The sequence below is a fragment of the Streptomyces sp. NPDC018833 genome (assembly GCF_044390825.1).
Taxonomy (GTDB): domain Bacteria; phylum Actinomycetota; class Actinomycetes; order Streptomycetales; family Streptomycetaceae; genus Streptomyces.
The window spans coordinates 302,123-314,468 of record NZ_JBIRZM010000002.1; the positions used below are offsets into that span (position 1 = coordinate 302,123).

The window sequence follows — 12,346 nt, forward strand, 5'->3', positions numbered from 1 at the left end:
GTGCTCGTGCAGTGGGTTCAGCCCTGCTGGAAGAGCTCCGCGGGCAGCGGCTTCAGCAGCGCGTAGAGGTCGTCGGTGATCGGACGGTCCCAGCTGGCGATCGTGACGAGCACATTGTCGCTGCGGTCGAACTGGACGCAGGAGATCCGGCTTTCGGAGAGCTTGACGCGCCGGACGATCAGCAGATTGTCGCCCTGCATCACCGGCGTGTCCTCGATGTCGACCACCTCGACGGGCTCGTCGTTGTCCAGAGCGATGAGGAGCTGGGCGACCTCGAAGGGGATCTCGCCCTCCTCGACCTCGCGGGCGGGGGACCCCTCGGGAAGGTTGCCGATGATCATCGCGGGGCCGCGGCCGCCGAAGAGGTCGTAGCGCAGGAAGACGCCCTGGCAGCTGCCGTCGGGAGCGGGCAGCAGGCCGGCGCCGAGATTTCCGGGCCAGTCGCCCGGGTCCATGGCCAGGACATCGAAGTCCGGACCCGCGGGTGTGGCGGCGCTGCGGCGGCGGAGAAACGACATAACCGCAATGGTACGTGCCCGCAGGGGGTCGGCCGAGTCGGGGCAGGGACCCTGTCGCGTGCGACCGGGGCGCTGGCCTCCATGGTCACCGCGGGCGCGGGGCCGCCTGCCGGGGGCCGCCTTGAACGCGCGCGGCCCCGCGCCCGTACCCCTGTGCGCACCCGTTGTCCGCGAGGAGCAGAGCACCGACGAAGATCCGTACCGACACGTGAGGATCAGCCCATGAATGACCCCATCGGCCCCGACCTGCAGGCACTTCCCGACGGCGAGGCAGAACTCCGCCTCGTGGTCCGACTCCAGTGGGAGGACGTGGCGGCGCTCGGCCAGGAGGCGGGCAGGCTCGCCGCTCGGATGCAGCGGCCCGTGAGCCTCGACGAGGCCGCCGGGCACCGGCTGCGCACTCGCTCCGCGATGCGCGCCAAGCCCGCCCCGGACCCTGCCCCGCCGCTCCCGCCGTCGGCGGCCTCGGTCTCGTCCGTCTCGACGCTGACGGCCCGTACGCCGGGCGAGCACGCCCGCCAGGCCATCGAGAAGATCAACGGCTCGGCGGCCGGCCCGTCCCACGGCGCGACCCAGACGTCCGCCTGACGCGGCTGCGGCCGCGGTCCGGGAGGGAGGAGACCTGGGCTGAGACCGGGTCGCCGCAGGCGGTCGACAGGGCAGGGGCCGACCTGCGCCGCAGGCGGTCGCCCGGGTCGGGGGTACGGAGATACGGGGCACCGCGGATACGCCGGCCGCCGACCGGGGTACAAGCGCCGCGGACGCGCCGACCGAGCTACGGCCACCGCGGATACGCCGGCCGCCGACCGAGGTGGGTGCGGGGCCTGCGCGCCCAGTGCCGGGCGCGGCCGGCTGCCGCGCCTCCCCGCGGTCTCGCCCCGCGGCTCGCGTCGCCTCGGCGATCGGGCCCGGAGCGCGGACCGGGTGATCCGTCGGGAACGACCGGCCTGCGTGCACCGGGCGCGGCCGGCTGCCGCCCTCCTCCGCGCGGTCTCGCCCCGCGGGCCATCGAGGCCGTCCACGTGCCGGCGGGAGCCACTCCTTCAGTCCCGCCGTATACCCGCCAGGCCGTCGGCCACGCCCCGATGCCCGTCGTGGCGGATCGTGAGGTCGAGGACAAGGGGGACGAGGACGAGGCAGTGAGCAGGCGCGGCCGTGCCGGCCACCGTGGCCCCGCAGCCGGGCGGCCCCCGGCCACTCCACGTCAGGCCGAGTCAGGTCGAGTCATCCCCTCATGTCACGTCAGGTCGAACTCACCGTCGCGGGCGTTCAGCACGAAGGCACGCCACTCGGCAGGGCTGAAGATCAGCGACGGACTCTCGGGCCGCCCCCCGTTACGCATCGCGACAAAGCCTTCGACGAAGGCGACCTGGACGTCGCCCACTCCCTGACTGCCCGACTGCCAGTCGGCGCCGCTGAGATCAAGCTCCGGCTTGTCCCAGCCCGAAAACATGTGCGTGGTAGTGGTGGTGGTGCTGTCGGCCACGTCCCTGCTCCTCACCGCATCGACTCCCGGGCAAGACTAGCGACGGTGCCGGGTCGCGGACAGGGCGCGGACACGCGGCGCGGCGCGGCGTCGGCTGACCGGCCGGCCGATGCGTGCCGCGTCATGCGGTCGGCGGCTCCGCCCCCACGAGCCACATGGAGAAGAACTGCGATCCGCCGCCGTAGGCCTGGCCCAGCGCCCTGCGGGCGCCGTCGACCTGGTGCTCCCCGGCCTGTCCGCGCACCTGCAATGCCGCCTCGGCGAAACGGATCATGCCCGAGGCCCCGATGGGGTTGGTGGACAGCACGCCGCCCGACGGGTTGACAGGCAGATCGCCGTCGAGTCCGGTCGCTCCGGACTCGGTGAGCTTCCACCCCTCGCCTTCCGCGGCGAAGCCCAGGTTCTCCAGCCACATCGGCTCGTACCAGGAGAACGGTACGTACATCTCGACCGCGTCGATCTCGCGGCGCGGGTCGGTGATGCCTGCCTGCCGGTAGACATCGGCGGCGCAGTCCTTTCCGGCCTGCGGGGAGACGAAGTCCTTGCCCGCGAACATCGTCGGCTCACTGCGCATGGCACCACCGTGCATCCAGGCGGGCGGCGCGGGCGAACGGGCCGCGCCCCTGCGGTCGGTGAGGACCATGGCGCAGGCGCCGTCGGAGGAGGGGCAGGTCTCGGAGTAGCGGACGGGGTCCCAGAGCATGGGCGACGCCTGCACCTTCTCCAGGGTGATGTCGTGCTCGTGCAGGTGGGCGTACGGGTTCTTGAGCGCGTTGCGGCGGTCCTTGTAGGCGACGAGGGAACCGATCGTGCCCGGTGCGCCGGTACGCCGCATGTAGGCGCGTACGTGGGGGGCGAAGAAGCCGCCGGCCCCCGCGAGGAGGGGTTGCTGGAAGGGGATCGGCAGCGACAGGCCCCACATGGCATTGGACTCGGACTGCTTCTCGAAGGCGACCGTGAGGACGGTGCGGTGGACGCGTGCGGTGACCAGGCCTGCGGCGACGAGCGCGGTGGAACCGCCGACCGATCCGGCGGTGTGCACGCGGAGCACGGGTTTGCCAACGGAGCCGAGCGCGTCGGCGAGATACAGCTCGGGCATCATCACGCCCTCGAAGAAGTCCGGTGCCTTGCCGATGACGACGGCGTCGATGTCGGCCCAGCCGAGCCGGGCATCGTCCAGGGCCCGCTGCGCGGCCTCGCGGACGAGTCCGGCGATGGAGACGTCGCGGCGGGCGGCGACGTGCTTGGTCTGGCCGATGCCGACGACGGCCACGGGCTCTCGGGGCATGTCAGACCTCTCCTTCGAGGACGGCGACCAGGTTCTGCTGCAGGCACGGGCCGGACGTGGCGTGGGCGAGCGCCCGGTCGGACGTGCCGCGGTGGATGCGGGCGGCCGCCTCGCCGAGCCTGATCAGGCCGGTGGCCATCACCGGATTGGCTGCCAGCGCTCCGCCGGACGGGTTGACCCTCACGCTGTCGTCGAGGGCGAGACTCCGGCGCAGGACGATCTCCTGCGAGCTGAACGGCGCATGCAGTTCCGCGGTGTCGACCGGTCGCTCGAACGCTCCGGCGTGCTCGGCCGCGAGGCGCGTCGACGGCGAGTGCGTGAGGTCCCGTACGCCGAGGGAGTGGGCCTCGACACGGTGGTCGATGCCCCGTATCCACGCAGGCCGGGGGCACAGTGCGCGGGCGGTGTCGCCGGCGGCGAGGACCACCGCGGCCGCGCCGTCGCCGACCGGCGGACAGTCGGCGGCCCTGAGCGGCCGGACAAGGTGCTCGGTGGCGGGAAGCTCGCCCTTGAGCTGAGCGTGAGGGTTGGCGGTCGCGTCGGCACGGCTGCGGGCGGCGACCGCCGCGAAGACGGACTCGTCGGCGATGCCCGCGTCGATGACCGCCTGCGCCTGGAGGGCGGCGAGGGCAACCGAGTCGGGCCAGAGCGGGGCGAGGTAGTACGGGTCGAGCTGACGGCTCAGCACCTCGCGTACGTCACCGGGGGATGACTTGCCATACGCGTAGACGAGCGCGGTGTCCGCCTCACCCGTCAGGAGTTTCACCCACGCCTCGTACAGGGCCCAGGCGCCGTCCGTCTCGACGTGCGACTCGCTGATCGGCGGCCAGGCGCCCACTCCGTCGAGGGCCATGGTGAACGAGAAGGCGCGTCCGGCGAGATAGTCGCTGGACCCGGAGCAGGTGAAGCCCATGTCGCCGGCCGTCAGGCCCGTACGGGTGAGGACGTCGTGCAGCACCGGCATGAGCATCTCGACCTCGGACACGTCGTCCGTGCGGCGCCGGTGGTCGGTCTGCGCGAAGGCGACGATGGCGACGTCCCTGGCGTACCGCGTCACAGGAGCTCCTTGTACGTGTCGTAGTCGGCGTCGGGCTCGCCGGTCGGCCGGTAGTGGTCGGGGTGAAGCGTGCCGTCCCGCCACACCGGTTCGACGCGCAGCCCCATGCGCACCTGGTCGTACGGGATGCCTGCGATGCGCCCGTGCAGCGCGAGGTCGGCGCCGTCGAGGGCGATGTGCGCGTAGACGTAGGGCACCTCGATGGCGTCGTTCAGGGCGTTCCTGGCCTTGATGTTGACGATGCAGAACGTGGTCACGGTGCCGCTGGGGCCGACCTCGACCTGTTCCGCGGTCGCCACCCCGCACGTGGGGCAGGCGCCGCGGGGCGGGACGTAGACCTTCCGGCAGCGTGGACAGCGTTCGCCGACGATCCTGCGCTCGGAAAGCGCGGCGAGGTGGGCGCTCTGCGCGCGCCCGGGAGCGTAGGTGTAGTCGAGCCGGGCGGGGGTGACGATGGTGGTGACGGGGTCGTCGAAGGCGCCGCTGTGAGGGCGGGCGGGGGCGGCGGCTGCGGTGCCGTACGGCTCCCCGACGCGCCCCGCGCCATGGCCCGCATCGTTCTCCGTGGCGTACGGCTCCTTCTCGTACGGCTCCGTGTCGTACGGCTCCGTGTCGTACGGCTCCGTGTCGTACGGCTCGAAGCAGGCGATGTCCGTGATGGCGCCGGTGCGCTGCACGGCCCATCGGACGCGCACCCGCATACCGGTGTGTACGGCATCGGGGCCGGGCGCGTCGAGGACGTGCAGCAGCGCGGTGTCGGCGCCGTCGAAGCGGACGAGCACCCAGGCGAAGGGGGTGGTCAGCGGCTGGCCGCGGCGCGGGACCGCGTTCCAGGCCCAGGTGATGACCGTGCCGGTGGCGCCGACCTCGACCAGGCTGCTCAACTCCTCGGCGGTGACGGGGTCGTACTCGACGGGTGGCACGAGCACCTTGCCGTCGCCGGTGCGCACGCCGAGGACGGCCTTCTCGCGCAGCCCGGTGAGGAAGGCGCTCTGCACGGCACCGAGGGAGCGGGTGAAGGGGAACTCGACGACCATCGGCGCACTGAGCGCCCCTGTCGCGGGTCCGGGTCCGGGTGTCATGGGAGGCGCTCCGTTCTGCGCGACGGACGGGGTCAGGCCCGGCGGTAGACCGGGGGACGTTTCTCGGCGAAGGCGCGGGCGCCTTCCTTGGCGTCGGCCGTGTCGAAGAGCGGCCAGCCCCGCTTCAGTTCGGCGGCCAGTCCCTCCGCCTCGGCCATGTGGGCCGTGGCGTAGACGGATGCCTTGACGGCCTCCACGGCCAGCGGGCCGCAGGCATTGATCCGTTCCGCGATGCCGAGTGCCGTCTCCAGCGCGGTGTCGTCCGGGACGACACGGCCCACGAGCCCGATCCGGAACGCCTCGTCGGCGCTGTAGGGGCGGCCCGTGAGCAGCATCTCCAGGGCGTGGGTGTGCGGGATCTGGCGCGGCAGCCGTACGGTCGAGCCGCCGATCGGGAACAGTCCGCGGCGGACCTCGAAGAGTCCGAACGTCGCGCCTTCGCCCGCGACACGGATGTCGGTGCCCTGCAGGATCTCGGTGCCGCCCGCCACGCAGTGGCCCTCGACGGCGGCGATCACCGGTTTACGGGGCCGGTGGTGGCGGAGCATCGCCTTCCAGTGCAGATCGGGGTCGGCTGCCATCCGGTCCCGGTACTGCTGCCCGGCCATGCCCCGGCCGGCGAGCGCCTTGAGGTCCATGCCGGAGCAGAAACTGCCGCCGGCGCCGGTGAGGACGACGGAGCGGACGGTGTCGTCGTCGTCCGCCTGCAGCCAGCCGTCGTACAGGCCGACGAGCATGGCCATGGACAGGGCGTTCTTCGCCTCGGGCCTGTTGAGGGTGAGCACGAGTGTGGCGCCTTCGCGCCGCACGGTGAGGTGTTCGGTACCGCCGTCTCGTCCCATGCGCGGACCTCCCGTCCGGTGACCTGGAACAGGTTGCAGTAGGCCGGGTGCCAGTTCAAGAGTTTTCTGACAATCAGTCAGATTTTTGGGGCAGCGGGCCTTCCCCCTGGTGCCGCCCGGCGCTCTAATGACGGCCGGGCCCTGGTTCGCCGATGACAGGCCGTGTTCGCCGATGACAGGAGGAGCGGTGGAGTACAACCTTGCCGATCTGTTCGAGTCGGTCGTCGACGCGGTCCCGGACCGCGAGGCGCTGGTGTACATCGACCACCCGGGCACGGGTGCCGAGCGTCGCCTCACCTACGCCGGGCTCGACGCGGCGGCCAACCGCATCGCCCACCATCTGCTGGACACGGGGCTCCGGCCCGGCGAGCACCTGGGCCTGCATCTGTACAACGGCGTGGAGTATCTGCAGACCGTCCTCGGCTGCCTCAAGGCACGCATCGTGCCGGTGAACGTCAACTACCGTTACGTGGAGGAGGAACTGGTCTACCTCTACCGCGACGCCGATCTGGCGGCGCTCGTCTTCGACGCCGAGTTCACCGAGCGGGTCGCCGGCGTCCTGCCCCGTGCTGACCGGCTCCGCCATCTCCTGCGGGTCGGCACGCCGCCCGACGGCACGCCGCTCGTCCGCGCGGTGGCCTTCGCCGACGCCGAGGCGGCGGCGTCGTCCGGCCGCGGGTTCGCGCCGCGTTCGGGGGACGACCAGTTCATCATCTACACGGGCGGGACGACCGGCATGCCCAAGGGGGTGATGTGGCGTCAGGAGGACCTGTTCTTCTCGGGCCTCGGAGGCGGGGCGCCGACTGGGGAGCCAGTGTCGTCGCCCGAGGAGCTGGCCCAGCGGGTCGGCGCCGGCGGCGACGGCATCACCTTCTTCCCCACTCCCCCGCTGATGCACGGCACATCGACCCTCACCGCGTTCATCGGATTCAACTTCGGCCAACGGGTCGTGCTGCACCGCAAATTCGTGCCGCACGAGGTGCTGCGGACCATCGAGCGGGAGAAGGTGACCAGCGTGTCCCTCGTCGGCGACGCGATGCTGCGGCCGCTGATCGACGCGCTCAGCGGTCCGCTCAAGGGCTGCGACCTGTCGTCGCTGTTCAGCGTCTCCAGTTCCGGCGCGATCATGTCGGAGACGGTGCGCGCCCAGTTCGCCGCGCTCGCCCCGAAGGTACTGCTGCTGAACAACTTCGGCTCGTCCGAGTCCGGTTTCAACGGCACGGCGACCGACGACTCGGGACCGGACAACGGCTTCCGGCTGAGGGTCAACTCCCGTACGGCGGTGGTGGACCCGGTGACGTACGAGCCGGTGAAGCCGGGCGAGCCCGGCCGCATCGCGCAACGCGGTCATGTCCCGCTGGGCTACTACAACGACCCGCGGAAGACGGCGGAGACGTTCTTCCGGCGCGGTGGCGAGCGATGGGTATTGCTCGGTGACATGGCGACGGTCGACGAGAGCGGCATCGTCACGGTCCTCGGCCGCGGATCCCAATGCATCAACACGGGCGGCGAGAAGGTGTACCCGGAGGAGGTCGAGCAGGCCCTGAAGTCCCATCCCGACGTGTACGACGCGCTGGTCGCGGGGGTGCCGGACGGGACATGGGGCAACCAGGTCGCAGCGGTGGTGCAGCCACGCGCGGGAGCCGCCGCGCCGACTCTGGAGGATCTGCGGTCGCACTGCCGCGGCCGTCTCGCGGGCTACAAGATCCCCCGCCGACTGGTGATCACCGAGGAGATCCGGCGTTCGCCCAGCGGTAAGGCGGACTACCGCTGGGCGCGTGCGGTGGCGTCGGATCCGGGCCCGGATCGGGCTGCGGATGCGGCCACCCCAGAGCCGGCTACGGAGCCGGACCAGGATGCGATTCCGGATGCGGCTGCGGCAGCGGCTCCGGCTCCGGCTCCGGCTCCGGCTCCGGACCAGGATGCGGATGCCGGTCCGGATCGGCGCCCGGATCCGGCGCCCCGGGCCTGAACGGCCGCCCGTTCCCCCGGCCCGCCAGGCCCGGCTTCGGCAGGCGCCGACCGACGGCCCGTGCCGGGGCGGCCGTCTGCGGGGAGTCGAGGCGGCGCTCGTGGCGCACGTGCGCTGCGGCCGCGACGAGCCGGCCGTCGCACGGCGGCTCCCGCCGCGACGCCGCGGGGTCGGCGATTTGTACGGGTTCACTTCCCGGATCGACGGATCACAGGATCACGCGGTCACGCGGTCACGCGGTCACGCGGTCACGCGGATCACGCGGATCACGCGGTCACGCGGTCACGCGGTCACGCGGTCACGCGGATCACGCGGATCACGCGGATCACGCGGATCACGCGTGTCGATCGTACGAAGGGCGGCGAGGGAGGCCGAAAGCTGCGCGGCGGGCTGACGTGCGGCTCCGGCCGGTCCAGGGGGCTGGCAACCCGAAGGCCACGGGCGGGGTGCCGTCTGTCGCGAAGGACCCGGCGCCCCGCTCAGTCGTCGGCGACGCTGTCGAGGATCTGCTCGCCGTTGAAGATGCCGAGCCGCTCGCGGTACAGCTCCAGCGGCACGCCGTTCGGGTCGTGGAGGTACAGGCTCTCCTCGACCCCCCGGTCGGGCCCCGCGTACTCCACTCCCGCCTCGTCGAGCTTCTTGCGCGCGGCCGTGTAGTGCGGCGCGTCCACCGACAGGGCCATGTGCTGCACGCCACCGATCGTCTCCGTGGCGGGTGGGTGCTCGTGACCGGGGAAGTCGAAGAACCCCAGCAGGTTGTTGTTGCCGATGTCGAAGAAGAAGTGGGTCGAGCCGCGGTAGTCACGGTTCTCCACGATCTCCACGAGCGGGAAGCCCAGGAACCCCTGGTAGAAGCGGATGGTCTCCTCGACGTCACGGCAGATGAACGCCACATGGTGGATACCGCGGGTAGTCGTCGCGGGCCGGTCGCCCGGTGGCCGCAGATAGCGTTGCCGCAGCTCCTCGCGGCGGGCGCGGACGGCATCGAGCGCGGCTCCCTCTGGCTGAGGCATCGCGGACTCCTTCACCTCAGGTGATTGCGCAATTCAACTTCTCTTCGCCATATTCCCCGGATCCTGGCCGAGTACCGCGTCGCGTGCGGCCGGCGCCTCCACAATGGGTCCGTACGTACCAACCGGTCACGCACGGGTGCGGTGCGTGACCGGTACGTCCCGGCGCCGCGTCCGTCAGACGCCGAAGTCCTTCAGCGCGGCCAAGATCTCCTCCGGCCTGGTCTGTGGACAAGGTGCCCCGCTTCGACGGTGACCAGGCGTGCGCCCGGGACCCGCGCGGCCAGCGCGGTCAGCCGGTCCTGGGAGACGCTGCTCGCGGGCCCGCCGGCGATCACCAGGGTCGGGGCCTTGATCGACTCCAGGCGGTCCCACCAGGCCGGATCGGGCTCGTTGCGCCGACGCGCACCAGCGAGGCGTGCTGCGACAGGCGGGGGTGGTGTACCAGTTCCGCCACCCCGGACTCCAGGACCACCTCTCCCGACGCCAGCCCTGACCGGCGGTAGAGGCACCCAGTGACCGTGCCGTTCGTCCCCACCGCCACAGCGACGCTGAGACGAACAAGCGGGCACTGATCGAGGCACCCGTCGAACCATCTCCCAGAGGACGGGCTTGCAAGATTCGAGCGTCACGTCAGACGGCCTTCGGGCCACCATCGGGGGACAGCGGGACCGGCGGGCAAGGCCACGGCTGGCCAGGCACACCAGGCACACCAGGCACACCAGGCACACCAGGCACACCAAGATCATCTCATGTGACTGAGCGCCCGAGTTGGCATCGCGCTCCAACGGAGCTGCTCAGTTGCCCTTTTGCGCGCATGCGTGCCGCATGCCGTCGTCCGGCGCCGCGGCCGTACGCCGCAGGGCTGGCCCCGTGGGCAGATCGCGGCCGTTGTCGCTCGGTTCTCAGGGCTCCACGCCGCAGCGTCGCGCAATTGCCTTCAGGCGTTCGAGTTCCCGTCGCGCTGCTGTCGGGTGGGCAAGATCAAGGGCCATCCCGGCGCGGGCCGAGATGTAGAGGGTGTCCTGGCGGGTGGCGGCGTCGAGGCCGGGGGCGGCCTGGAGGCGGCGGGCCGTGACGCGCAGGTAGATCGCGATGCTGTCGAGATCCTCGCGCAGGTGCACAGGAAGCACCTGCCGCAGTTCGTCCTTGGCGTAGTCGCGCGCCTGCCGGTCCGCCGCGCAGGGACCAGGCTGCACGGGGGCCCAGGCAAGGCCGGCTCCTCGGGCGTCGTCGTACATCTCTGCCAACAAGGCGCGTGCAGACGCGGGATCGCCCTCGGCGGCTGCCGCGCGGGCCGAGTCCAACGTGGAGCGCAGTCGTGCACGGACCTGAGCATCCTCGCCAGTCCGGGCGTTCAGATAGCCGGACCACACGTCGAACGCCTTGCTCAACTCGGCATCCAGCATGATCTTGTACACGTCCGGCACTCCGCCACTCCTCCGTCGGGCCCGTCCCGGCATGGACGGCAGCGGACAGGATAGGACGGGAGCTGGGCGGGACGCCTGCGAATCACCTGGTGCAGGGTGCAGCAGCCACGCGTCAACCGAGATGCGTACTGCTGCCACCCAAGTGCGCAGGTGCCAACCGAGCGGCTCAGTCTCATCTACCAGTGCCAACAGCTACGGGACAGCCCGTACGTAGGACTTGAGCGGGGGCCTCGTCAAAGCGCCAGCCGGAGAGGCCCCGCGGCTGCGGGAACGGACTCGGACGCGCCAGCACTTCCCCCGCTGACCACAACCGCGCTGGGCTGGTGAGAGCGGAGTGGACTGAAGCCCCCTGAAACCGAACCGATCTGCACTTGGCGGGATCTCGTTGGCGCGCCTCGCCTGCGCTGGTTTACCCCCCGTGCGCCCTTGCGCCAAGCCTGACGGTCAGTCACCGTCAGAGGCTGGTGCGGGCTCACCAAATCCGAACCTACGTCCCTCTCACGCGGCACATTGGTTCCACGGGAGGCCACCTTGTACAACGCTGCTTCACTCGTAATCTCGTTGATTGCTCTGGCACTATCCGGCTTTGCCACGATTAGACAACTGCGGTACGCGCGATCTGCAAGCAATATGGCACTCCTCCTTGAAGTCGCTCTGAGCGCCACTCGAGACAAAGAGTTCCAGAATGACCAGCGGTACGTCCTCACTCGCCTTGTCGAAGAGCATCCACCAGAGGGTGGTATAGACGCACTCCCCGAACAGGCGCGTATTGCAACGCGAAACGTCATATTCACGTACGAGTACATCGGCATCATGTATGCGCTGAACATGGTGGACTCCCGTATAGCGCTGGGAATCTTCCATTTCCGCATCCGTCGAGTGTGGGAGACACTCGAGCCCTACATTCGCGCCGAACGAGTAGCGCGGCAAGCGCCGTTCCTTCCGTTCTTCGAGAACCTTTACATTCGAGCCCAGGACGCGCCCACGGAGGATATTCTCCATTCCATGGGCCTCCGCAGCACACAAGGCTTTACACCGGGCACCTGAGCATCGCCGGCGGACACCTGGGAACCGACGGCTGGCGCCAAAGGCTTGTCCATCGTGCCGACGGAGGGCTCCGGTCGGCGCGGAGCGGGTACTGACACATCGGGGGCGGCCGCAGGGAGGGCTGCTGCTTTCGGAACGGGTGCGGCAGAGGTTGTGGTCGGCCCCAGCTCCACTGGCCCGACGACTGGTTCCGCTTCCGGCTCAGCCACCGGGACGACGGCCTAGTCTGCTCGCCGTCCGGACCGATCGTGATCACCGCTACGGACGGTACGCGGTCTCACCGAGCCATGAGCCCCGAGGTCTCCACATCGACCAGGGCCCAGTCGTAGGCGTAGTCGCCCATGGAGGGCACGTCCAAGGAGGTGGAGGCGAGACTCATGGTGGCAAGGATGATGCGATATGCGGCCCTCCTTCAACCTGCATGACGATTTGCCCTCATCTGGATGGTCGTGGCGAGGTGGTCGTCTCGCGCCGACCGCAGAGAGACCGCACCGAAACTCGGGACGTTCTCGGGAAGAACACCAGCCAAGGATCGCGTATTCGACGGGGAAGGCCGACTCCTCGGTCTTGGGTGACGCCCCTCTACGTGCCGTAGGCATGGCCAGCCACCTGAG

At 70.5% G+C, this 12,346-nt stretch carries 11 protein-coding genes; 3 read left to right on the forward strand and 8 right to left on the reverse strand.

Going from position 1 to position 12,346, the window contains the following annotated elements; all coding sequences use genetic code 11:
• Positions 1–17: 17 nt before the first annotated feature.
• On the reverse strand, positions 18–518 hold the full coding sequence (locus tag ACH5AF_RS05310; RefSeq protein WP_398900071.1) for a hypothetical protein: 501 nt from the start codon (positions 516–518) through the stop codon (positions 18–20).
• Between the two features lie 222 nt (positions 519–740).
• On the opposite strand from ACH5AF_RS05310, the gene ACH5AF_RS05315 reads away from it, so the two are divergent.
• A complete protein-coding gene (locus ACH5AF_RS05315) occupies positions 741–1,106 on the forward strand; it encodes a hypothetical protein (protein ID WP_398900072.1) in 366 nt (121 codons plus the stop codon).
• A 649-nt stretch (positions 1,107–1,755) separates the two neighbouring features.
• On the opposite strand, the gene ACH5AF_RS05320 is transcribed toward ACH5AF_RS05315, so the two are convergent.
• The 5 genes from ACH5AF_RS05320 to ACH5AF_RS05340 all read right to left on the reverse strand — a co-directional run bounded on the left by ACH5AF_RS05320 (position 1,756) and on the right by ACH5AF_RS05340 (position 6,273).
• Positions 1,756–1,971 (reverse strand): DUF397 domain-containing protein, encoded by a 216-nt coding sequence (locus ACH5AF_RS05320; RefSeq protein ID WP_398900443.1) that lies wholly within the window; start codon positions 1,969–1,971, stop codon positions 1,756–1,758.
• Between the two features lie 154 nt (positions 1,972–2,125).
• Positions 2,126–3,292, reverse strand: coding sequence for a thiolase domain-containing protein (locus tag ACH5AF_RS05325; protein ID WP_398900073.1), 1,167 nt, complete (start codon positions 3,290–3,292; stop codon positions 2,126–2,128).
• Position 3,293: 1 nt separating this feature from the next.
• Positions 3,294–4,349 (reverse strand): thiolase domain-containing protein, encoded by a 1,056-nt coding sequence (locus ACH5AF_RS05330; RefSeq protein WP_398900075.1) that lies wholly within the window; start codon positions 4,347–4,349, stop codon positions 3,294–3,296.
• On the reverse strand, positions 4,346–5,431 hold the full coding sequence (locus tag ACH5AF_RS05335; protein WP_398900076.1) for a Zn-ribbon domain-containing OB-fold protein: 1,086 nt from the start codon (positions 5,429–5,431) through the stop codon (positions 4,346–4,348). Before ACH5AF_RS05335 ends, ACH5AF_RS05330 begins: the two co-directional genes overlap by 4 nt.
• Positions 5,432–5,463: 32 nt before the next feature.
• Positions 5,464–6,273 carry a crotonase/enoyl-CoA hydratase family protein gene (locus tag ACH5AF_RS05340; protein ID WP_398900077.1) on the reverse strand — a complete coding sequence of 270 codons (810 nt, stop codon included), beginning with the start codon at positions 6,271–6,273 and terminating at the stop codon, positions 5,464–5,466.
• A 187-nt stretch (positions 6,274–6,460) separates the two neighbouring features.
• Between ACH5AF_RS05340 and ACH5AF_RS05345 the strand changes: the two genes are divergently transcribed.
• The gene (locus ACH5AF_RS05345) at positions 6,461–8,245 is read left to right on the forward strand and encodes an acyl-CoA synthetase (protein ID WP_398900078.1); all 1,785 of its coding nucleotides are present in this window, start codon (positions 6,461–6,463) and stop codon (positions 8,243–8,245) included.
• Positions 8,246–8,724: 479 nt separating this feature from the next.
• On the opposite strand, the gene ACH5AF_RS05350 is transcribed toward ACH5AF_RS05345, so the two are convergent.
• Together ACH5AF_RS05350 and ACH5AF_RS05355 are read right to left on the reverse strand one after the other, a co-directional pair.
• The gene (locus tag ACH5AF_RS05350) at positions 8,725–9,258 is read right to left on the reverse strand and encodes a VOC family protein (RefSeq protein ID WP_398900080.1); all 534 of its coding nucleotides are present in this window, start codon (positions 9,256–9,258) and stop codon (positions 8,725–8,727) included.
• Between the two features lie 902 nt (positions 9,259–10,160).
• Positions 10,161–10,685: a hypothetical protein gene (locus tag ACH5AF_RS05355; RefSeq protein ID WP_398900081.1), complete on the reverse strand. Its 525-nt coding sequence runs from the start codon at positions 10,683–10,685 to the stop codon at positions 10,161–10,163.
• Between the two features lie 630 nt (positions 10,686–11,315).
• On the opposite strand from ACH5AF_RS05355, the gene ACH5AF_RS05360 reads away from it, so the two are divergent.
• Positions 11,316–11,732 carry a hypothetical protein gene (locus tag ACH5AF_RS05360; RefSeq protein WP_398900083.1) on the forward strand — a complete coding sequence of 139 codons (417 nt, stop codon included), beginning with the start codon at positions 11,316–11,318 and terminating at the stop codon, positions 11,730–11,732.
• Positions 11,733–12,346 lie beyond the last annotated feature (614 nt).